Below are 22175 nucleotides of genomic sequence, written 5' to 3'. Positions count from 1 at the left end.
TCGTGACGCGGCGTGCCGGCTGGCGCGTGTAACGGTCGGGCCCAGCCCGTTTTGCGGGGAGAAGCGCCACCGCGTGTACCTTGAACCAATGACGCGGGCGAGGTGGAAACGCCGGCCGCAGGCGCTCGGAGGTCAGCGCTCGAGGAAGAACCGCATCATTTCCGCGCTGGCGTCCGGCCCGCGAGCGTCGGCGTAGCTGCCCGCCGGGTCGCCGCCCGACCAGGCGTGGCCGGCGCCTTGCACCCGCCATTGCTCGGTGACGACGCGGCCTTGTGCGTCCTTGTGCAGCCGCCGCGTGCAGGTGCGCGTGCCGTGCCTGAGGCCGGCGTGCTCGTCGACACGGACCGCCCCTGCACCGTGCGCCGCCACCACTCGCTCGGCATTGCTCGGGTGAACGGTGGCATCGGCGTCACCGTGGAACACGATCATGCGCACGCTCGACTGGGTGCCCGCCGGTGCATGGCCGCCCTGGCCCTGCATGGCCGCCAGCGCGCCCGGCAGATCGCGCGCCGCGCCGGCCGGCAGGCCCGAATGCACGCCGGCGGCGGCGAAGACGTCCGGGTGCGTCGACGCCAGGATCGCCGCCATCGCGCCGCCCGCCGACAGGCCCGCCACGTAGATGTGCGCGGGGTCGACGCCGTGGGTCTCGGCGATGTGCCTGACCATCGCGGCCAGCAGCGCCGGTTCGCCGCGGTCGCGGCCCTGGTGGTTGTGCTTGAACCAGTTCCAGCAGCCCTGCGCATTGGCCTGGCGCGTCTGCGCCGGGTAGAGCACCAGCGCGTTGTACTGGGCGCCGAGCGCGTTCATGCGCGTGCCCCTGGCGAAGTCGTCGGGGTTCTGCGTGCAGCCGTGCAGCATCAGGACGAGGGCGCGGGGCTTGTCGGCCTGAGCCGCCGGGATGAACAGCCGGTAGTCGCGCGCACCGGCGCGATGGCTGAAGTGGCCGCAGACGAACTGCTCGGTGCCGGTGACCGCAGCCGCGTCGCTCTCGATGACGCGCGCCTCCACGTCGATGACGCGGTCATCGGCCGCCGGCTGGGCGGGCTTCGCGCCATGGGCCAGTGCCGTCGAAATGGCGGCCATCGCGGCCTGCAGGTCGCCGGCACGCGTGAGCGCGGTGGCGTCCTTCATCAACTGGGAAAACTGCGAGTTCATGGGAACTTTCATGACTGGTTTACAGCAGCCGCCCGACCAGGGCGGCCTTCACGGCAGGGCTGGCATGCAGCGCGCCCAGCACCGTCAGCGACTCGATGGTGGCCAGCGCCAGCTCGGGCGTCACGTCGGGCGCGATGACGGCCAGGCCCAGCACGCGGATCTGCAGCTTCTCGCCGGCCGCCTGGGCCTGGGCCAGGTCCGCCGCGCTGAACTGCTGGATGCCCAGCACGATGCTCTTGCGCGTGACGACCTGGCGCACCACCTCGGCGTGCGTGGCGATCTGGTTGCGGATGGCCGTGCGGATCAGGTCGCTGCGGTTGGCGTAGAAGCCTTCCTGGACGAGCAGGTCGATCTGGCCCAGGTCGACGCAGCCGATGTTGATCGTCAGCTTTTCGTCGACGGGCTTGGCCGCCTTGGGTGAGAGCAGGGGAGTGGCAGGCATGGTGCATCATGAACCATCCACTTGGAATCCACTAAACCTATTTTGTGTTTGATCGTGACGACGCGGCCACGGGCGTTTGAACCGCTTGGTGGGTGCATGTCACGATTTGTGACAGTAATGCGACAACTCCGCCGGTGCGGGCTTCCGTTGCGCGCGGCGCGCGGCTACCCTCCTAGGGTTTTCACCGAGTTAGCGTCGTCCATGGTTCCGAGTGAGTTCTGCGCGCCTGTTCCTGCCGTGCCAGCGGCCATGGTGACCCACCGCCTCGTGCTGCGGCCGCCTCGGGAAAATGATCTGCAGACGCTGATCGCGCTGTATGCCGACCCCGCCGTGAACCGCTTCTGCGCCGCCGCCACGCCGCAGGGCGCTGGTGCCGTCGAGGCGCAGCTGCAGGGCTGGATCGCCCACTGGCAGAAGCTGGGTTTCGGCCACTGGGCCATTGCCGAGCGTGACAAGCCGGAGGTGCTGATTGGTTTTGGCGGCCTCATGCACCGCAGCGTCGCCGGCCATGCCGGCCTCTACCTGTACTACCGCATCACGCCCCAGGCCTGGGGCCGCGGCCTGGCGTCGGAGATGGCGCTGCACGCCATCGAGCAGGCGTTCGAGCAGCGCCACGAGGGCGCCGTCGTCGCCGCCGTGCTGCCCAGCAACGCACCGACGCGCAAGACGCTGGAGTGCCTGGGCCTGCGCCTGAAGGGCGCGCTGGCCGATGGCCCCGGCAGCGCCGCGGCCCTGCTCTACGAGCTGAGCGCCGACCGCTGGGCCAGCCTGCCGCGCGCCGAGCCCGAAGCGATCGCCTTCGCCGCCTGAGGCCTGCCCGGGCCGTCGAGGCCCCGAAGGTGTTGGCGCGCCGACAGAGGCGCGCGTCGTGCACAGTGTCGGTCGCGCCAACGCACAAGGAGATGGCTGGCATGAGTGACGATTCCTGGGACATCGCGCCGTTGGCATTCAACGCGGACTCGACGCTGCTGGCGCTGAAGCGCTTCATCCGCGACCAGCACCTGCTGACCGAACGCAGCGAGGGCTGGCTGCTGGCTGGCAACCTCGTGATGACGCTGGCCGTGGACGGCGCCACGGTGAAGGCGCAGCTCGCCAGACGGCCTGCGCGCACGCCCGAGTGGGACAGCTACACGCTGAAGTCGGCCCCCGATGCGCGCAAGCTGCAGGACGAGATCAAGCGCCGGCTGCTGCGCTGGCGGGGCGACGAGTGAATTGGGCCTGGGGCAGGACGTTGTCGCCCTGCAGGTCGAAATGTGGAAGTCCACAGCCCCCGGCCTCGTGGAAAGCCCGATGCTGACGGCCCACGACCTGAACAAACTGCGGGTCGAGGTCAACCTGCTGCCGCCCGGCAGCCTGCCCAACGACGGCAGACTCATTGAAGACCGTCGCTAACCGATGGAGACACGCCCCATGCGCCAGAACCTGTTGCTCGCCGCCGGCCTGATGGCCGCCATGCCCGCCTTTGCCTACCCGGACAAGCCCGTCACCATCGTCGTGCCTTTCACGGCAGGCGGCCCCACCGACAAGGTCGCCCGCGACCTGGCCGAAGCGCTTCGCAAGCCGCTGGGCGGCACCGTCATCATCGAGAACGTCGGCGGCGTCGGCGGCACGCTGGGCGCCAACAAGGTGGCCAAGGCCGCGCCCGATGGCTACACGCTGCTGCTGCACCACATCGGCATGGCCACGGCGCCAGCGCTCTACCGCACGCTGCCCTTCAAAGTGCTGGAGGACTTCGAGTACCTCGGCATGGTCAACGACGTGCCGATGACGCTTATCGGCCGCAGCACGCTGCCGGCGGCCAACTACGGCGAGCTGGCCAAGTGGCTGGACGCCAACAAGGGCAAGATCAACCTGGCCAACGCGGGCACGGGCTCGGCCTCGCACCTGTGCGGTCTGCTGTTCCAGCAGTCCATCAAGATCGACATGACCACCGTGCCCTACAAGGGCACCGCGCCTGCCATGAACGACTTGCTCGGCGGCCAGGTCGACATCATGTGCGACCAGACCACCAACACCACCAGCCAGATCGAGTCCGGCAAGGTGAAGGCCTTTGCCGTCATGTCTTCCAAGCGCCTGACCAGCGGCGCGCTGGCCAAACTGCCGACGGCGGACGAGTCCGGGCTCAAGGGCTTCAACCTGACGATCTGGCACGGCCTGTACGCGCCCAAGGGCACGCCCAAGGCGGTCATCGACAAGGTCAACACGGCGCTGCGCGCCGCGCTGAAGGACGCCGATTTCCAGAAGCGCCAGGAAGCGCTGGGCGCCGTGCTGGTCACTGACGGACGCATTGCGCCGGCGGAGCACAAGAAGTTCGTCGAGGCCGAAATCAACAAGCTCGGGCCGGTCATCAAGGCGGCTGGGGTGTACGCCGACTAGTTGACGGCACCGCGCCTGCGCCACGCCTGAGAAGGGCCCGCCACGTTTCGCGTGGCGGGCCCTTCGTCCGTCAGCGGCGTTGACCTTGTCGACCACCAGCCCGTGGTCGCCATCAAGCACCCACATGTCTTCGTCGTCCACTTCGAAGAGATGCCTATCCGGGTCGGCGAAGCAGCCGGCGATGCCCCGGTGTTGGCCGCGCACGACTGCGCCCGCCGCGCCGGGTAAACACGCTGTTGACTCACCCGCAGCAGGTCGACAAAATCACGTGAAAACGTTTACATGATAGCCGACGCGCTACAGCGCAGCCGGTCCGACGGATGAGACAACCGTTCCCGCGTGGCCCCTCACGGCCTGCGCAATCCATGCCCGCGAGAGCCCGCCCGGCGCGGCCGAGCCCCTCGGCCACGCGGCCCGCGTGCGCCTTCCAATTCGACTGACACATGAGCGCCTCGCCCGCCACGATCAAGGATGTCGCCCGCGTTGCCGGCGTGTCGGTGGCGACCGTCTCGCGCGCGCTCAACGGTGCCGGCAATGTGCTGCCCGACACCCGCCAGCGCATCGTCGACGTGGCGCGCGAGCTGCGCTACAGCCCCTCCGGCGCCGCGCGCAGCCTCATCACGCGCCGCACCGACACCATCGGCGCGCTGCTGCCCGACCTGCACGGCGAGTTCTTCTCCGAGCTGATCCGCGGCATCGACCAGGCCGCCCGTGCGCGCGGCCTGCACCTGCTGCTGTCCAGCTCGCATGACGACGCCGACGAGGCGGCCGCCGCGCTGCGGGCGATGAACGGCCGCGTCGACGGTCTCATCGTCATGTCCCCGCATGCCGACGACGACTTCCTGTCGCAGAACCTGCCGCTGTCCCTGCCCGCCGTGCTGCTGAACTCCGGCGTGCGCGCGCCGACGCAGCGCGTCTTTGCTGTCGACAACTTCGGCGGCGCGCGACAGATGACCGAGCACCTCGTCGCCACCGGCCGGCGGCGCATCGCCTTCCTGGGCGGCCCGGCGGCCAACTTCGAGGCGCGCGAGCGCGAGCGCGGCCACCGTGCCGGGCTGCCCGCCGGTGTCCAGCCCTGGTTGCTGGAAGGCGACTTCTCCGAGGCCGGCGGCGAGCGGGCCGGCGCCTTCCTGCTGGGCCTGCCGGCGGCCGAGCGGCCCGACGCCGTCTTCGCCGCCAACGACATCATGGCCATCGGCCTGCTCGGCACGCTGATTGCCGCAGGCGTGCGCGTCCCCGAGGACATCGCGCTCGCCGGCTTTGACGACATCCCCGTCGCCCGCTATGTCAGCCCGGCGCTAACCACCATGCACGTGCCCATCGCGGCGCTGGGCCAGCAGGCGCTAGACGCGCTGGCCGATGCGCTTGAACAAGACAGCCACGACCGCAGCGCCACCGTGATGCCGGTGCAGCTCGTCGTGCGCCGCTCCTGCGGCGCCAAGACCTGATCCCGTCCGAAACCACAGCACACAACCAGGAGACAAGGACATCATGAGAACCACAAATCACCGCACGCCGTGGGCCCGCCACGCGCTGGCCACCGCCGTCTGCTTCGCGCTCGCTGGCGCCGCGTCGGCGCAGACCTCCAACGCCACCGTGCGTGGCACCATCACCGCAGCCGGTGTGGCCGCGCCGGCCGGCACGGATGTCGTGGCCATCAACAAGGCCACCGGCAGCATCTACCGCGCCAGGACGCTGGCCGACGGCAGCTATGTGCTGCTGGGCCTGAACCCGGGCAGCTATGAGGTCCGCGTGGCCGGCGCCAGCACGGGCAGCCTCGTCACGCTGTCGGTCGGCCAGAACGCGACGCTGGACCTGAGCAGCGCCACCAACCAGCTGGGGACCGTCGTCGTCCAGGGCACCTCGCAGCGCCAGGGCGTGATCGATTCCCAGGTCGGCACGACGGTGTCCAACCGGATGATCGAAGCCATCCCGCAGGCCTCACGCAACTTCCTGTCGGCGGCCGACTTCGCGCCCGGCGTGCGCTTCGACACCGATGCCAGTGGCAACACCCGGCTGCGCGGTGGCTCGCAGAACATCGACTCGGTCAATGTCTTCATCGACGGCGTGGGCCAGAAGAACAACATCCTGCGCGGCGGCGTGTCAGGGCAGAACACCAGCCAGGGCAACCCCTTCCCGCAGACGGCCATCGCCGAGTACCGCGTGCTGACGCAGAACTACAAGGCCGAGTACGACCAGGTGTCCAGCGTGGCCATCACTGCAGTCACCAAATCGGGCGGCAATGAAACGCATGGAAACGTTTACGTCAACCGCACCGGTAGCAACTGGACCGCGCTGAGCCCTATTCAGAAGAAGGACGAAGCGAACGGCATCTCGCCGCCCTCCAACAAGCAGATCGAGGCGGGTTTCAGCATCGGTGGGGCGATCAAGCCGGACACGCTGCACTACTTCCTCGCCTACGACGGCAAGTCGCTGGACCGGCCGCGCCAGCTCACCGCGATGAATCTGGACAAATACCCCGGCAGCCCCGGCCTCGTGCCGGGCATCGCCGGGCAGCAAGGTGCTTTCAATGGGCAGTTCGAGCAGCACCTGCTGTTCGGCAAGCTGTCCGCAGAGATCGACGCCCGGCAGCGCCTGGACATCTCGACCACGCTGCGCAAGGAAACCGGCTATTCGGTCGACGGTGACCGCTTTGCGCCGAGCACGGCCATCAACAACAACAACAACACCTACCGTGTTGACGTGACCCACGAGTACAGCGGCGACGACTGGCTCAATGAAGCGCGCGCCGGCTGGGAAAGCACCAAGTGGAATCCCCAGTCGGATTCCAGCGACCCGCAGGTCCGTTTCAAGTACTCGCCCACCAACGCCATCAACAACGTCCAGGACATCTTCTTCACCGGCGGCTCGGGCAACGCGCAGGACCGCCGCCAGAGCGGCATCTACCTGAAGAACGACCTCACCTACACGGGCCTGGCCGGCCACGTCATCAAGGGCGGCGTGCAGTTCAAGGCGATGGAGTACGACCTCAGCGGCACCGCCTTCCGCGTCCCGACCATCGACACAGTGCTGAACACCACCACCGGCCAGCCTTACTACAGCGGCCTAACCTGCACGGGTACCAACGTCAGCAGCAGCGGCCTGTCCAGCGACCAGTGCAACATCCGGCTCGCCATCCCGACCGCCTCGGCCAACTTCAAGAACAAGCAGTACGGCATCTACCTGCAAGACGACTGGAAGCTCACCAAGCAGCTGGAGCTGAACCTCGGCATCCGTTGGGACTATGAAGACAACATGCTGAACAACAGCTACGTGACGCCTGCAGACCGCGTCGCGGGGCTGAACGCGCTGGACGGCCGCACGGTCGACGGCATTACCGCCCCTGCGGGCCAGACCTACGCGCAGTCGCTGGCCAAGGGCGGCATCAACATTGCCGACTACATCTCCACCGGCAACTCCCGAAAGGCCTTCAAGAGCGCCTTCGCCCCGCGCGTCGGCGCGTCCTTCGACGTGCTGGGCAACAAGGCCACGGTGGTCTATGGCGGCTGGGGCCGCAGCTACGACCGCAGGATGGCCAACAACGCGCTGGACGAACTGCAGAAGAACGCCGCGCCGGGCGGCGAGATCTGGATGATCAAGAACGACTTCAAGATGCCGTTTGCCGACCAGATGAGCCTGGGCCTGCGCCAGGCGCTGGGCATGTGGAACATGGACGTCGCGGTCTCCAAGATCCACGCCAAGAACCAGTTCATCTGGTTCAACGGCAACCGCGACCCCAACGGCGGCTTCGGCAATTCCAACTCGGTGGACCCGCTGTGGGGCGGCGCGCCACGCAACTTCGGCACGCTGGTGCTGGGCGACTTTGCCGGACAGAACAAGGCCACCAGCCTGTTCCTGTCGCTGGAAAAGCCCTACAGCCAAGCCAGCGGCTGGAGCATGACGGCGGCCTACACCTACACGGACGCCCAGACCACCAACAACGAGTGGTCCGACGACATCTTCGACTGGACCTATGGCAAGAGCACCTATGGCTTCCGCCCGGCCAAGGACGCGGAGAAGCACCGCCTGGTCGTCGGCGGCATGATGGACAAACTGCCCTGGGGCATGCAGCTGTCGGGCAAGCTGACCGTGGGTGACGGCCAGCCGCGCCGGGTGGTGGACTGCCACACCGGGTTCTCCGGCGCCAACGGTTGCGTCGCCGTGGCGCGCGGCTCAGACACCTTCAAGCAGTTCGACCTCGCACTGGCCAAGAACTTCAAGGTGTATGGCGGCGAACTGCAGCTTCGCGCCGACGTGCTCAACCTGTTCAATACGGCCAACTGGGGCTATTACGACGACTGGGTCGGCGGCCCGTCGACCCCGCCGCGCAACGCGCTGGGCGGCGACAACGCCAACTTCGATACCCGCACCGGCGTGCGCGGGCCGATGCGCCAGTTCAAGCTGGGCGCCAGCTACTCGTTCTGACCCTGCCGTTCGGGCGCCGGCTGCACTGAATGCACTGAAGGTGCGGCCGGCTCCCACAATCGCCGTTCATCATGACTCCACTGACACGACGCGCCCTGCTGGCGCAGGGTGCCGGCCTTGCGCTGGCCGCCAACCTGCCCAGCTGGGCCGAGACGACGATGCCATTGCAGGCTGCCGACGCCTTCCTCGCCGACCTGGAGCGCCGCACCTTCGACTTCTTCTGGGAGACGACGGATGCGAAGACCGGTCTCGCGCCCGACCGCTGGCCCACGCCGTCGTTCGCCAGCATCGCGGCGGTCGGCTTTGCGCTCAGCGCCTATCCCGTGGGCGTGGCGCGCGGCTACATCACCCGGGCCCAGGCGCGTGAACGCACGCTCAACACCCTGCGCTTCTTCGCCGGCCTGCCGCAAGGCCCGGGCAAGAAGGGCGTGGCCGGGTACAAGGGGTTTTTCTATCACTTCCTCGACATGAAGGAAGGCCTGCGTTTCGGCCGCTGCGAGCTGTCCACCGTCGACACCGCGCTGCTGCTGATGGGCGCGCTGCATGCCCAGAGCTTCTTCGACGGCGCCGATGCCGACGAGGCCGCCATCCGCCGCCTTGTCGACGAGATCTACGGCCGCGTCGACTGGGCCTGGGCCCAGGTGCGCCCACCGTCCATCGGCCATGGCTGGACGCCCGAGAAGGGCCACATCCCCAACGACTGGAAGGGCTACAACGAGGCCCTGATGGTCTATCTGCTTGCCCTGGGCTCGCCCACGCGGCCGGTCAAGCCCGAAGCCTACGACGCCTGGCTCAGCACCTACGACCGCGACAGCTGGGGCGAGAGCTACGGCCAGACGCTGCTGCGCTTCCCGCCGCTGTTCGGCCACCAGTTCACGCACTGCTGGGTGGACTTCCGCGGCATCCGCGATGCCTACATGCGTGGCAAGGGTTTCGACTATTTCGAGAACTCGCGCCGCGCCACCTACGCGCAGCGCGACTACGCCGCCGCCAACCCGCTGGGCTGGCAGGGCTACAGCGCCGAGATCTGGGGCGTCAGCGCCAGCGACGGCCCGGCGGACATCAAGCTCACCTACACGACGACCACCGGCAAGACCGAGAAACGCCGCTTCATCAGCTACGCCGGCCGCGGCATGGGCCTGCACGACGACGGCACGCTGGCGCCCTACGCGGCAGGCAGCTCCATCGCCTTCGCGCCGGAGATCGTCATCCCCGCGCTGATGGCCATCAAGCAGCGCTACCCGCACACCTGGGGCCGCTACGGCTTCTGGGATGCCTTCAACCCCAGCTTCAACTACCCCGACGTGCGCCTGACGCACGGCCGCATCGAGCCGGGCAAGGGCTGGGTGGACACCGACATGCTGGGCATCGACCAGGGCCCGTTGCTGGCCATGATGGGCAACCACCGGGGCGAGCTGGTCTGGAGCGTCATGCGCAAGAACGCGCACCTGGTACGTGGCCTGAAGCGCGCCGGCTTCACGGGCGGCTGGCTCGGCTGACCCGTTCATGCAACGTCGCCGCCTGCTCACCGCTGCTGCAGTTGCTCCCCTGGCGGGCTGCGCGCGCGACAGCGGCACGACGACGCTGCGCTTCTGGGCCATGGGCCGGGAGGCGGAGGTCGCGGCCGAGCTGATCGCCGGCTTCGAGCGCGAGCGGCCGAACGTGCGCGTGAAGGTCGAGAAGCTGCCCTGGACGGCTGCGCACGAGAAGCTGCTGACGGCGTTCGCCGGCGACGCGACGCCGGACCTCGCCCAGGTGGGCAACACCTGGCTGCCCGAGATGCAGGCGCTGGGCGCGCTGGAGCCGCTGCAGCCCTGGCTAGACCGCACGCCGATGCTGCAGGCGGCCGACTACTTCGCCGGCATCTGGGCCACCAATGCGCCCAGCGGCCAGCGCGTGGGACTGCCCTGGTACGTCGACACGCGGCTGCTGTTCGTGCGCCAGGACCTGCTCGCGCAGGCGGGCATCCCGCAGATCCCGCAGGACTGGGCCGCCTGGCGCGCCGCCCTGGCAAAGCTGCGCGAACACGGCATGGCCACGCCGCTGCTGCTGCCCACCAACGAGTTCGAACCACTGCTGGCGCTGGCGCTGCAGCAGCCGTCCGAGGTGCTGCGCGAGGGCGGCCGGTTCGGCAACTTCTCGTCGCCCGACTTCCGCCGTGCGCTGGGTTTCTACGCCGAGCGCTTCCAACTCGGCGACGCGCCGGGCCTGACGAACAACCAGGTCGCCAACGTCTGGCAGGAATTCGGGCGCGGCACCTTCGCCTTCTACATCTCCGGCCCCTGGAACATCGGCGAGTTCAAACGCCGCCTGCCGCCCGAACTGGGCGATGCGTGGACCACCGCCGAGCTGCCCGGGCCGACCGGTCTCGGTGCCTCCATCGCCGGCGGTGCCAGCCTCGCCATGTTCAAGCGCTCGCGCCACAAGCCCGAGGCCTGGGCGCTGATCAGCTACCTGAGCCGGCCCGATGTGCAGCTGGACTTCTACCGTCTGACCGGCGACCTGCCGCCGCGCCGCAGCACCTGGGCCATGCCGCTGGAAGGCGGCGGCACGCTGGCCGGGGACCGCCACGCGGCCGCCTTCTTCCGCCAGTTTGAGCGCGTGCGCCCGACGCCGGCCGTGCCCGAGTGGGAGCGCATCGCCAACGAGATGCAGTTCGCCGCCGCGCGCGTCGTCGGTGGGCGGGACAGCATCGACGTCGCCGTGCGCGGCCTGGATGCCCGCGTCGACGGCATCCTCGAAAAGCGCCGCTGGATGCTGGACAAGGCCACAGGATGAGGCGCAATCGCGAATCCCTCGCCGCCTGGGCCTTCGCCGCCCCGGCACTCATCGTCATCGCGCTGTTCTTCGGCGTGCCCGTCTTCGCCGGCCTGGCGCTGAGCCTGACCGACTTCGACATCTACGCGCTGGCCGACATCGGCAACCTGCGCTGGCAGGGCTGGAACAACTACGTCCAGGTGCTGAGCCTGCCGCTGTTCTGGCAGGCCCTGGGCAACACCGCTTACTTTGTCGTGCTGGGCGTGCCGCTGTCCATCGCGCTGTCTCTTGCCGCCGCCGTGCTGCTGCAGTCGAAGCTGGTCCGCTTCAAGCCGCTGCTGCGCACCGCGCTGTTCGCCCCCGTCGTCACCACGCTGGTGGCGGTCGCGGTGATCTGGCGTTATCTCTTCCACGTGAAGTACGGCCTGGTGAACTACACCTTGCTGTCCTTCGGTGTCGACCCCATCGATTGGTTGGGTGATCCGCACTGGTCGATGCCCACCATCATTGGCTTCGCCGCGTGGAAGAACTTTGGCGGCAACATGATCATCTTCATCGCCGCGCTGCAGGCCGTGCCGCACGACCTGTACGAGGCCGCGCGGCTGGACGGCGCGCGCAGCTGGGCGCAGTTCCGCCACATCACCGTGCCCAATATCGCGCCCACGCTCTTGATGGTCGCCATCCTGACGACGGCGGGCTATTTCCAGCTCTTTGCCGAGCCTTACGTCATGACCCAGGGCGGCCCGCTGCAGAGCACGGTCAGCGTGCTGTACCTGATGTACGACGAAGGCTTCAAGTGGTGGAACCTGGGCCTGGCCTCGGCGGTTGCCTTCGTGCTCTTCGTCATCATCGTGGTGGTCAGCAAGGGCTTGATTGCGCTGCAGCGGCGGCTGACGGGGGAGGGCGCATGAAACCCAAGACCGTGCTCGTCAACGGGCTGCTGTGGGCCTTTGCCGGGCTGGCCGTTTTTCCATTGATCTGGATGGTCTGCGTGTCGCTGATGCCCGCGGGCAGTGCGTCCACCTTGCCACCGCCTTTGATCCCTCACGAGCCGACGCTGGTGCACTACCGGGCGCTGCTCGGTGATGGCGGCCTGAAGCGCGCCTTCGTCAACAGCCTGGGGCTGGCAGTGGTGAGCACGCTGATGTCGGTGAGCTTCAACACCTTGGCCGGCTACTCGTTCGCCAAGCTGCGCTTCCGCCATCGCGAGCGGGTGTTCGGGTTGTTGATCGCCGCGTTGGTCATTCCCGGGCAGGTGGCGATGCTGCCGCTGTTCCTGATGCTCAAGGGCATGGGGCTGGTGAACACCTGGATGGGCGTGCTGATCCCCAGCATGGCCGGGATCTTCGGGATATTTTTGGTTCGCCAGTACGCGCGGGGGGTACCGGATGAGTTGCTTGAAGCCGCTCGGTTGGATGGCGCGGGGGAGTGGCGGATCTTCTGGAACATCGTGTTGCCGACGTTGAAGCCGGTGCTGGTGACGTTGGCCGTGTTCGCGTTTCTGGGCAGCTGGAACGACTTCATGTGGCCGTTGATCGTGCTGACCGACGGGGAGATGCACACGCTGCCGGTGGCGTTGGCTGCGCTGTCGCGGGAGCATGTGCAGGACAGTGAATTGATGATGGCGGGGGCCGTGATCACGGTGTTGCCGGTGCTGGTGTTGTTTGTGGCGCTGCAGAGGTATTACATGCAGGGGTTGTTGATGGGGAGTGTGAAGTGAGGGGGGGCTTTTCGGTGGCATGGGCCTTCGCACAAAGCAACAGCATGAGATACGTCCTTCTCCCGCTGATGCTGACCATCGCACAGATGGCCACTGCCACCGTCCTCGACGACATGAAGGACGCCACCCCTTGGCAGGCCACCGCCTCCGACCAGGTGAAGGCGACCGTCCGCCGTGACGTCAAGGACGACAGCCTCTGCCTCGACTACGACTTCTCCGGCGTCTCCGGTTACGCCGTCCTCCGCCGCGAACTGCCACTCGACTGGCCGACAGACTTTGCCCTGACCACACAGATCAAAGGCACGAGCACAACCAACGACGTGCAGATCAAGTTCGTCGACGCCAGCGGTGACAACGTCTGGTGGATCAACCGCCCCGCGCTGGCCCTGCCCGACACGCTCACCGACACCAGCTTCAAGCGCCGCCATATCGCCTTCGCCTGGGGCCCGACGCAGGACCGCACGCTCACACGCAGCCAATTCATCGAGTTCGTCGTCGTTGCCGGCCAGCAGGGCGGCGGCGGGACCGGGTCCCTGTGCGTCGGCGCACTGAACCTCGAACCCCGCGACCCCGCGCCCAAGACCTGGCCCGAACCCAGACGCAAGCTCGGCGGCGGCGAAGTGACGCTGGACTTCCACCGCCTGCGCGAGTTCAACGGCCTGTGGTTTGCCAGCGGTGCGGCCACGCGTGTCGAGGTGTCCGACGACAACCGGCGCTGGAAGCTGCTGTCCGCCCGCCCCGGCCGCGCGCTCTTCCTCGGCGAGCAGGAATGGCGGTGGCTGCGGGTTCGCCACGAAGGCAAGAAGCCGCCCGAGGTCGAACTGCGCGATGCCGCGCAATGGCCCGACCGCAATGCCGCCATCGCTGAGGTCGCCAAGGCCCTGCCGCGTGGCGAACTGCCCCGCGCCTTCCTCGGCGAGCAGAACTATTGGACGGTCGCCGGCGTGGACGGCGGCGCGCAGCGCTCCGGGCTCGTCAGCGAAGACGGCGCCATCGAGCTGACCCGTGGCGGCCCCAGCATCGAGCCAGTCGTCCGGCTGGCCGATGGCCGCCTCGTCACCTGGGCCCAGGTTCGCACCGAACACAGCCTCATCGAGCACGCGCTGCCCGTCGTCCAGTGGCGGCATGCCGACGTGGAGCTGCGCGTCGAAGCCGGCGCCGACGGCTCGGCCAAGGCCCCACACCTGCTGGCCCGCTACACGCTACGCAACCCGACGGGCAAGCCGCAGCGGTATTCGCTGCTGCTCGCCCTGCGCCCCTGGCAGGTCAACCCGCCGCAGCAGTTCCTGTCGACGCCGGGCGGCGTCAGCCCGCTGCCCATGCTGGCCTGGGGCGACGCTCAGCTCACGGCGTCCAGCTTGAACATCAAGCCGCGCGAGACGCCCGCCGAAGTCCGCGCCGCGCCCTGGGGCGCGGGCCCTGGCCTCGCGTCACTGCTGCAAGCCCCGCCGCTGACACAGCTGACCGACAGCGAGCAACTGCCCTCGGCGCTGATGCGCTTCGATGTTGAGTTAGCGCCCGGCGAAGCCCGCACCATCGGCTGGGTCACGGGAGGAGATGCGACCGCCCTCGACACCCGCCTCGCCGTCGCCGCCGCGCAATGGCGTGACCGTCTCGGCGTGCTGGAGTTGCGCCTGCCCCCGCAAGCCCAGCCCATCGTCGACACGATGCGCGCCGCGCTCGCGCAGATCCTCATGGCCCGCGACGGCCCCTCGCTGCGCCCCGGCACGCGCTCCTATGCCCGCGCCTGGATTCGCGACGGCGCCATGATGGTGGCCGGCCTTGTGCGCATGGGCGAGCTGCAGGCGGCGCGCGAGTTCGTCGACTGGTACGCCGGCTTCATCTTCGAGTCCGGCAAGGTGCCCTGCTGCGTGGACCAGCGCGGCGCCGACCCGGTCGTCGAGAACGACAGCCACGGCCAATATCTGTTCGCCGTCGCCGAGCTGTGGCGGCACACGCAGGACCGCGCGCTGTTGCAGCGCCATTGGCCGCACGTGCAGCGCGTCGTCGCGTGGATGGAGGCGTTGCGACAGAGCGAGCGCAAGCCCGGCGCCGATCCAAGATTCAAAGGGCTGATGCCACCCTCCATCAGCCACGAGGGCTATTCCGACAAGCCGGCCTACTCCTACTGGGACGACTTCTGGGCGCTGCGTGGCTACAAGGACGCCGTGCAGATCGCGCAGGCGCTGGGCGACACGCCACACGCCGTTCGCTGGGCGGTGTCCCGCGACGAATTCGAAGCCGATCTGAGCGCGTCCATCGCCGCCACGGCCAAGCACTACAAGCTCGACCACATCGCGGGCGCCGCTGACCGCGGCGACTTCGACGCCACCTCCACGACGATGGCACTCAACCCCGCGCAAGCCGAAGGCAAGCTGCCAGCCAATCTGCTGCGCGGCACCTTCGACCGCTACGTCGCCGAGGCCGACGCGCGCATCACCGGCGCCAAGGCCTGGAAGGACTACACGCCCTACGAGCTGCGCAACGTCAGCGCGCTGGCGCGCCTGGGCCGCGTGGACGACGCGCACCGGCTGCTCGCATGGTTCTTCACCCACCAGCGCCCGGCCGGCTGGCACAGTTGGGCCGAGGTCGTGCTGCCCGACGCGCGCAAGGTGCAGTTCCTCGGCGACATGCCGCATGCCTGGATTTCGTCCGACTACTTGCGCGCCGCGCTGGACCTGCTCGCCTACGAGCGCGAGAGCACCGGCAGCCTCGTCCTCGGCGCCGGCCTGTCGCCCGCCTGGCGCGCGGCCGGCGACATCGGCGTGACCGGCCTGTCCACCGCCTGGGGCCGGCTCGACTACCGCCTCGTGCGCAACAGCACCGGCTGGACATTGCACATCGACCGGCGCCCCGACCGCCTTCCCGGCGAGCTTCGCCTGGCCTGGCCCGGTGCCGGCCCGCTGCCGCGCGCTAACCTCGACAACCGTGTACTGCCCTGGCAGGGCCGCGAGCTGCCGCTGCCCGCCGGCGCCAACACCGTTCAACTGGAGCCCACGCCATGACGATCAACCGCCGCCAATTGCTGTGGACGACACCCGCGCTGTTGACTGCCTGCGCGGCGCTGCCGCCCACGGTGCCCGACGGCCTGGCCGCCGGCGAGCAGCGCGCGTGGACACTGGCGGGCGAGCGCTTCTGGGTCTGGCTGCCGCGCGAGTACACCCAGACTTCGGCGCGCTGGCCGCTGGTTGTCTTCCTGCACGGCTCCGGCGAGCGCGGCACCGACCTGGAGAAGGTCAAGGTCCACGGCCCGCCCATGCATGTCGCACGCGGCGCGGCCTACCCCTTCATCCTCATCAGCCCGCAGTGCGACGAGGGCGCGCGCTGGGACCCGCAGCGCCTGCACAAGCTGCTGGGCGCGTTGCAGGGCCGGCTGCCTGTCGATCCGCAGCGCTGCACCGGCACCGGGCTGTCCATGGGCGGCTACGGCATGTGGCAGTGGGCCACCACCTACCCGCGCGACCTCGCGGCCATCGCGCCGGTCTGCGGTTTTGGCGATCCGGCCAAGGTCGCCGCGATGCGCAACGTGCAGGTGCGCGCCTACCACGGCGATCAGGACCAGGTCGTGCCGCTGGCGCCCCACGTGGCCTGCGTCGAGGCGCTGCGCGCGGCCGGCGGCATGGCCTCCCTGACCATCTACCCCGGCGTGGGCCACGATTCGTGGACCCCCGCCTACCAAGACCCCGAACTGCTGCCCTGGCTGTTGGCGCAGCGACAAACATGACCGTCCATTCCATTCGCAACACCGCCGGCCTCGAAGCCGAGCTGCTGTCTCACGGCGCGCTGCGCCGGCTGCTGCTCGCGCCCGGCCTGCTGCTCAACCTGTTCCCCGGCAACGAGCTGGAAGGTGGGCCGGCCAATATCTGGTTGCGCCGCCGCGACGCAGCCGGCTGGCAGGCCGTGCCGCTGCTCGGGCCGCAGTCGGCGTTGAGCGTCCACGCCGAAGCGGGCGCCTTCGAAATGCGCGGCAGCTGGCAAGACCTGGCCCTGCGCCTGCAGCTGCGTCTGGCCGCCGACGAGGCCACGCTGTTCTGGCATCTGCTTGCCGAGAACACCAGCACCGCCGCCTGCGAGATCGCGCCGGTGCTGGTGCAGGACGTGGGCCTGGCCGATTACGGCGCGGTGCGCACCAACGAGTTCTACGTTAGCCACTACCTCGACCTGCAGCCGCTGCACGACGCGACGCACGGCGTGCTGCTGGCGGCGCGCCAGAACCAGGCGCAGAAGGGGCTGCACCCCTGGCTGCTGGCCGGCTCGCTGCGCCGCGCCGAATCGTTTGCCACCGACGCCGCCCAGGTCTGGGGCCATGCCGCCCGCGAGGGCCTGGCGCCGCCCGCGCTCACGGCCGGCCTGCCCGGCCAGCGGCTGCAGCACGAGCATGCAGTCGTCGCGCTGCAGGACGCGCCCATCGCCCTCGCGCCCGGCGCCAGCGTCGCCGCCGGTTTCTTCCTGACGCTGCAAACCCACCACCCCGAGGCCACCAGCGACGCCGATCTTGCCCGTCTGCCCGCGCTGCTGGCCCTGCCCGAGGCGCAGGCGGCTGAGCCGGTCGACATGCCCGGCCTGCCGCCCGCCGCCAGCCTGTTCGCCAGCGCGCCGCAGCTCGCCAGCCTCGACCTGGACGCCGAGTCCCGCCGCCAGCTCTTCACCGGCGAGCGCCGCCACGAGGAATGGCAGGACGGCAAGTTGCTGAGCTTCTTCAGCGGCGACGCGGCCCACGTCGTGCTGCGCGCCAAGGAGCTGCTCGTGCAGCGCCCGCACGGCCACATCCTGCGCAGCGGCGATCACCTGCTGCCCGACGAAGGCGCGCTCACGTCCACGTGCTGGATGGGCGGCGTCTTCCATTCCATGCTGACGCAAGGCCACGTCAGCATCAACCGCCTGCTGTCCACGCAGCGCAGCCTGCTGGGCCTGTTCCGCACGGCCGGCCTGCGCGTGTTCGTGGCTGCAGCGAGCGACGACTGGCAGCTGCTGGGCCTGCCCTCGGCCTTCGAGATGCAGCCGCAGCGCTGCCGCTGGCTCTACGCTCACGCGGGCGGCCTCATCGAGGTCACGGCCGAAGCCGGTGCGGCCCCAGATGCGATGACCTTTGCGCTGCGCGTGCTGCAAGGCGGGCCGCTGCGCGTGCGCGTCAGCCTCAACCTTGCGCTAGGAGGCGACGACGGCGCCGAGCCGCGCAAGCCCGCCTGGGTGCACAGCGGCGACCAGCTCCGCATCACGCCGCCCGAGGGCAGCGGCCTCGCCGAGCGCTTCCCCGAAGGCGCCTTCGTCGTCGATGCGCCGGGCCTGGTCATCGTCGGCGACGACGGCCGGCTCTATGACGACGGCGTCAGCCGCGGTGAGCCGCTGCTGGTGCTCGACTTCGCGCCTGCCACCGCCGTCGAGATGACCTTGCGCGGCGAGCTGCTGCAGGCCACGCCGCCCGCGCCGCAGCCGCTGGCCCTGCCGCATTGGCAGCTGGCCCATCCGGCCCTGGCCCAGCTGCGCGACATTCTGCCCTGGTACGCCCACAACGCCCTGGTGCACTACCTGTCGCCACGCGGCCTGGAGCAGTATTCCGGCGGCGGCTGGGGCACGCGCGATGTCTGCCAGGGCCCGCTGGAGATGCTGCTGGCGCTGGGCCAACCCGCCCCCGTGCGTGACTTGCTGTTGCGCGTCTTCGCGGCGCAGAACCCCGACGGCGACTGGCCGCAGTGGTTCATGTTCTTCGAGCGCGAGCGCAGCATCCGCGCGGGTGATTCGCATGGCGACATCGTCTTCTGGCCGCTGCTGGGCCTGGCGCAATACCTGATCGCCTCGGGCGACGCCGGACTGCTCGACGAGGTCGTGGCCTTCCATGACGGCGAGCCCGCCACGCTGGCGGCGCATGTCGAGCAAGCCCTCGCGCTGATCCGCCAACGCGTCGTTCCCGGCACCGGCCTGGCCGCCTACTGGCATGGCGACTGGAACGACTCCCTGCAGCCCGCCGACCCGGCGCTGCGCGAGCGCATGTGCAGCGCCTGGACGGTGACGCTGCACCACCAGATGCTGCACACGCTGGCCACCGCCTTTGGCCGCATCGGCCGCAGCGCGGAGGCCGCCGGCCTCATCGCCGAGGCCGCCAGCGTGCGCGCCGAGTTCCAGCGCCTGCTGGTGCAGGACGACGTCGCCACCGGCTACGCGCTCTTCCCTGAGCAGGGCGAGCGCGAGCTGTGGATACACCCGCGCGACACCCGCACCGGCCTGCGCTACAGCCTGCTGCCGATGATGCACGCCGTGCTCGACAGCCTCTTCACGCCCGAGCAGGCGCGACTGCAGGCCGAGCTGATCGAGCAGCACCTGAAGGGCCCCGACGGCGCCCGCCTGTTCGACGCGCCGCTGCCCTACCGCGGCGGGCCGTCGCGCTTCTTCCAGCGCGCCGAGACCAGCAGCTTCTTCGGCCGCGAGATCGGCATCATGTACATGCACGCCCATCTGCGTTACGCGCAGATGCTGGCCCACCTGGGCCACGCGGAGGCCTTCCTGCAGGCGCTGACGCTGGCCCACCCGATCGCGCTGACCGACCGCGTGCCCAGCGCCAGCCGGCGCCAGGCCAACTGCTACTACTCCAGCTCGGATGCCGCTTTTGCGGACCGTTATGTCGCCCAGGCCCACTACGGCCGCGCGCTGGCCGGCGAGGTGGCGCTGGACGGTGGCTGGCGCATCTACTCCAGCGGCCCGGGCATCGCGCTGGGCCTGGTGATCGGCTCGCTGCTGGGCCTGCGGCTGGAGCACGACGCGCTGGTGGTGGACCCCGTCATGCCGGCCGTGCTGGACGGCCTGACCGTGCAGCTGACGCTGGCCGACCTGCGCTTCGAGCTGACCTACCGTGTGGGTGCACGCGGCCATGGCGTGGAGCGCGTGCGTGACGCCGCCGGGCAGGAGCTGCCGGCGCAGCGCAGGCTGCACGCCTACCGCATGGGGGCGCTGGCGCTGACGCGTCCGGCGGCAGGCAGCGTCAGCCGCTGGACCATCGAGCTGGGCTGAGCGGCCTACGTCGTTTCCAGGTCGCTGGCCCTGCTCGCGCAGCGCCTGGATCGCGGCCTCGCGTGCCTCGGGGTCCAGCTTGAAGGCTGCGTTACTTCTCGGTGCGCTGCAGCACGTCTGATGGTGCCCACATCGATTTCCTTGAACTCTGGGCGCGTTGCTAGGCCCGGTCGAACGGCTTTCTATCCAGCAGGCAGTCGATGAACGCCCCGAGCGCAGCCGGGCGATGCTGCCGGTTCGGGTAGTACAGGAACAGGCCCGGGCGCGAGATCGACCAGTCCGCCAGTATCTGGACCAGCCGTCCCTGGGCGAGGAGCTCAGCCACGCCGTCTCTCTCGAAGTGATAGGCGATGCCGAGCCCGTTCAGCGCGGCAGCAACGCCGATGTCGGCGTGATTGGTGACGACGGGGCCGTCTACCGCGACTTCGAGTCGCTGGCCGCGTTTCTCGAACTCCCAGCGATAGTGCCTGCCGTCCATTTGTAGCCGCCAGTTGACGCAGGCATGGTCATGCAGCTCGTCAGGTGTACTGGGCGTCCCTCGACGCGCGAGGTAGTCCGGGGATGCCACCGCCACCATGTTCAGGTCAGGCGTGAGGCGGACGGCCACCATGTCCTTCTCGAGCCGTCCACCCACGCGGATGCCGGCGTCGAAGCGGCCAGTGACGATATCCGCCAGCGCATCGTCGACCACGATGTCGAGCAAAACGTCAGGGTGCGCCTGATGGAAGCTTGAAAGGCGGGGCGCAATGATGGTTCTCGCAGCGATGCCCGGCGTGTTGATGCGAAGGGTGCCGCTCATCCGTCCCGTCGCTTCGCCGGCCTCGGCGACTGCAACAGCCATCTCTCGAAACAACGGCGCGATGCGCTGGTAGAGACGCTCGCCGCTGGCTGACGGCGCGACGCTGCGCGTCGTGCGATTCAGCAGGCGAGCGCCGATGCGGCCTTCGAGCTGTCGGATGGTCTGGCTGAGTGCCGAGGGCGACAGGCCCAGATGCTCGGCGGCCCGGGCAAAGCTCTGGCGCTCCACGACGGCGACGAAGGCCTTCAGCTCGGCAAAGTCGGACCCACGCATTGTGTATCGTTTGCTACATGGCCAATGATCATTCTAGGAGATTCCCGAATTTGTCCCCAGGGCGCATCGTGTGAACCGTCGCAACCAAGGAGTTCAACCATGTCGGCTCTCACTCTCCCAGAACCCATTGCCGCGTACTTCGCAGCAGACACGCAAGGTCCCGAAGAAGTCGCACGCTGTTTCACGCCCAAGGGGGTGGTGATAGACAAACGCAAGACCCACACCGGCCGCGAAGCCATCAAGGCGTGGAAGGCCGAGTCATCGACGCTGTACACCTACACCAACGACCCGTTCTCGGTGGAACTGATCGACGGGCTCCATGTGGTGTCCAGCCACACGGTCGGTAGCTTCCCGGGCAGCCCCATCGATTTGAAGCTCTCGTTCCGCCTTGAGCGCGGCCTGATCGCAAACCTGGAGATCACCGTATGAGCTTCGACCTTCAACTGAATGGCCTGCGGGCCGTGGTCACCGGTGGCACGCTGGGCCTGGGCGCCGCTGTCGTGCAAGCCCTTGTGGAGGCCGGCGCCCGGGTGGCGACTTCCGCACGCACGGTGCCAGAGCAGCCCTTGGAGGGTGTCACCTATGTCGCTGCCGACCTGTCGACGGCAGAAGGTACGAGCCAGCTTGCTCAGACCCTGCTGCAGAAGTGGGGCGGCGTCGACATCGTGATCAATGTGCTCGGAGGCTCAAAAACTCCCGCTGGTGGTTTCGCTGCGATCAGCGATGAGCACTGGTTCGCCGAGTTGAACCTGAACCTGATGCCTGCAGTACGCCTGGATCGTGCGTTGCTGCCCACGATGCTGGCGCAAGGCTCGGGTGTCATCATCCACGTCAGTTCCATCCAGCGTTTGCTGCCTTTGCCGGAGGCCACCACCGCCTACGCCGCAGCCAAGGCGGCTCTCACGACCTATAGCAAGGCGCTGTCAAGGGAAGTAGCGCCCAAGGGAGTTCGCGTGCTAAGCGTGGCGCCGGGCTGGATCGAGACCGAGGCTTCCGTGGTGTTTGCCCAGCGGATGGCCGACGAGGCCGGCACGGACTACGAAGGCGGCAAGAAGATCGTCATGGACTGGCTGGGCGGCATTCCGGTGGGGCGACCCGCCAAACCAAGCGAAGTGGCCGATCTAATTGCCTTCCTGGCGTCCCCGCGATCTGCTTCGATCGCAGGCGCGGAGTACCGGATCGACGGCGGCACGGTTCCCACCCTGTAGTCGACGGCCGCCATT

The 22175-nt window shown here is 68.8% G+C and carries 18 protein-coding genes; 15 read left to right on the top strand and 3 right to left on the bottom strand.

Translation table 11 applies throughout. From position 1 onward, the window contains the following. Window positions 1–132: 132 nt before the first annotated feature. Entirely contained in the window at window positions 133–1155 is a 1023-nt protein-coding gene (locus ACG00Y_RS11340; RefSeq protein ID WP_394478831.1) for an extracellular catalytic domain type 1 short-chain-length polyhydroxyalkanoate depolymerase, read from the bottom strand. A gap of 19 nt (window positions 1156–1174) precedes the next feature. Further along, a complete protein-coding gene (locus tag ACG00Y_RS11335) occupies window positions 1175–1597 on the bottom strand; it encodes a CopG family transcriptional regulator (RefSeq protein WP_394478829.1) in 423 nt (140 codons plus the stop codon). A 249-nt stretch (window positions 1598–1846) separates the two neighbouring features. Here ACG00Y_RS11335 and ACG00Y_RS11330 point away from each other — a divergent pair, with 249 nt between their 5' ends. The 13 genes from ACG00Y_RS11330 (at window position 1847) to ACG00Y_RS11270 (ending at window position 19880) form a co-directional block, all read left to right on the top strand. After that, complete coding sequence (locus tag ACG00Y_RS11330; protein WP_394478827.1) at window positions 1847–2407, top strand: GNAT family N-acetyltransferase; 561 nt, start codon at window positions 1847–1849, stop codon at window positions 2405–2407. A 101-nt stretch (window positions 2408–2508) separates the two neighbouring features. Next, window positions 2509–2808, top strand: coding sequence for a hypothetical protein (locus ACG00Y_RS11325; protein ID WP_394478825.1), 300 nt, complete (start codon window positions 2509–2511; stop codon window positions 2806–2808). A 40-nt stretch (window positions 2809–2848) separates the two neighbouring features. Further along, the gene (locus ACG00Y_RS11320; RefSeq protein WP_394478824.1) at window positions 2849–2989 is read left to right on the top strand and encodes a hypothetical protein; all 141 of its coding nucleotides are present in this window, start codon (window positions 2849–2851) and stop codon (window positions 2987–2989) included. 18 nt (window positions 2990–3007) lie between these two features. Beyond that, window positions 3008–3973, top strand: coding sequence for a tripartite tricarboxylate transporter substrate-binding protein (locus ACG00Y_RS11315; RefSeq protein ID WP_394478822.1), 966 nt, complete (start codon window positions 3008–3010; stop codon window positions 3971–3973). A gap of 443 nt (window positions 3974–4416) precedes the next feature. Continuing rightward, window positions 4417–5421: a LacI family DNA-binding transcriptional regulator gene (locus ACG00Y_RS11310; protein WP_394478821.1), complete on the top strand. Its 1005-nt coding sequence runs from the start codon at window positions 4417–4419 to the stop codon at window positions 5419–5421. A gap of 43 nt (window positions 5422–5464) precedes the next feature. Then, entirely contained in the window at window positions 5465–8398 is a 2934-nt protein-coding gene (locus ACG00Y_RS11305; RefSeq protein ID WP_394478820.1) for a TonB-dependent receptor, read from the top strand. A 71-nt stretch (window positions 8399–8469) separates the two neighbouring features. Further along, on the top strand, window positions 8470–9897 hold the full coding sequence (locus ACG00Y_RS11300; RefSeq protein WP_394478818.1) for a glucoamylase family protein: 1428 nt from the start codon (window positions 8470–8472) through the stop codon (window positions 9895–9897). Between the two features lie 7 nt (window positions 9898–9904). Continuing rightward, complete coding sequence (locus ACG00Y_RS11295; protein WP_394478816.1) at window positions 9905–11176, top strand: sugar ABC transporter substrate-binding protein; 1272 nt, start codon at window positions 9905–9907, stop codon at window positions 11174–11176. Next, on the top strand, window positions 11173–12066 hold the full coding sequence (locus ACG00Y_RS11290; RefSeq protein WP_394478814.1) for a carbohydrate ABC transporter permease: 894 nt from the start codon (window positions 11173–11175) through the stop codon (window positions 12064–12066). The genes ACG00Y_RS11295 and ACG00Y_RS11290 overlap by 4 nt, the downstream gene beginning before the upstream one ends. After that, window positions 12063–12875, top strand: coding sequence for a carbohydrate ABC transporter permease (locus ACG00Y_RS11285; protein WP_394478812.1), 813 nt, complete (start codon window positions 12063–12065; stop codon window positions 12873–12875). Before ACG00Y_RS11290 ends, ACG00Y_RS11285 begins: the two co-directional genes overlap by 4 nt. Before the next feature lie 44 nt (window positions 12876–12919). Next, a complete protein-coding gene (locus ACG00Y_RS11280) occupies window positions 12920–15880 on the top strand; it encodes a glucosidase family protein (protein WP_394478810.1) in 2961 nt (986 codons plus the stop codon). After that, window positions 15877–16599 carry a carboxylesterase family protein gene (locus tag ACG00Y_RS11275; RefSeq protein ID WP_394478808.1) on the top strand — a complete coding sequence of 241 codons (723 nt, stop codon included), beginning with the start codon at window positions 15877–15879 and terminating at the stop codon, window positions 16597–16599. Before ACG00Y_RS11280 ends, ACG00Y_RS11275 begins: the two co-directional genes overlap by 4 nt. Further along, window positions 16596–19880 (top strand): GH36-type glycosyl hydrolase domain-containing protein, encoded by a 3285-nt coding sequence (locus ACG00Y_RS11270; protein WP_394478806.1) that lies wholly within the window; start codon window positions 16596–16598, stop codon window positions 19878–19880. Before ACG00Y_RS11275 ends, ACG00Y_RS11270 begins: the two co-directional genes overlap by 4 nt. Window positions 19881–20040: 160 nt before the next feature. Here ACG00Y_RS11270 and ACG00Y_RS11265 read toward each other — a convergent pair whose 3' ends face one another. After that, a complete protein-coding gene (locus ACG00Y_RS11265; RefSeq protein ID WP_394478804.1) occupies window positions 20041–20952 on the bottom strand; it encodes a LysR family transcriptional regulator in 912 nt (303 codons plus the stop codon). Window positions 20953–21051: 99 nt separating this feature from the next. Here ACG00Y_RS11265 and ACG00Y_RS11260 point away from each other — a divergent pair, with 99 nt between their 5' ends. Both ACG00Y_RS11260 and ACG00Y_RS11255 read left to right on the top strand, forming a co-directional pair. Then, window positions 21052–21381: a nuclear transport factor 2 family protein gene (locus ACG00Y_RS11260; RefSeq protein ID WP_394478802.1), complete on the top strand. Its 330-nt coding sequence runs from the start codon at window positions 21052–21054 to the stop codon at window positions 21379–21381. Further along, window positions 21378–22160 (top strand): SDR family oxidoreductase, encoded by a 783-nt coding sequence (locus ACG00Y_RS11255; RefSeq protein ID WP_394478800.1) that lies wholly within the window; start codon window positions 21378–21380, stop codon window positions 22158–22160. The genes ACG00Y_RS11260 and ACG00Y_RS11255 overlap by 4 nt, the downstream gene beginning before the upstream one ends. The last annotated feature ends 15 nt before the right edge of the window (window positions 22161–22175 follow it).

The organism is Pelomonas parva, assembly GCF_043555835.1.
Taxonomy (GTDB): domain Bacteria; phylum Pseudomonadota; class Gammaproteobacteria; order Burkholderiales; family Burkholderiaceae_C; genus Pelomonas; species Pelomonas parva.
Note: the sequence above shows the minus strand (reverse complement) of the source record. Positions and strands in the feature narration are given on the sequence as shown.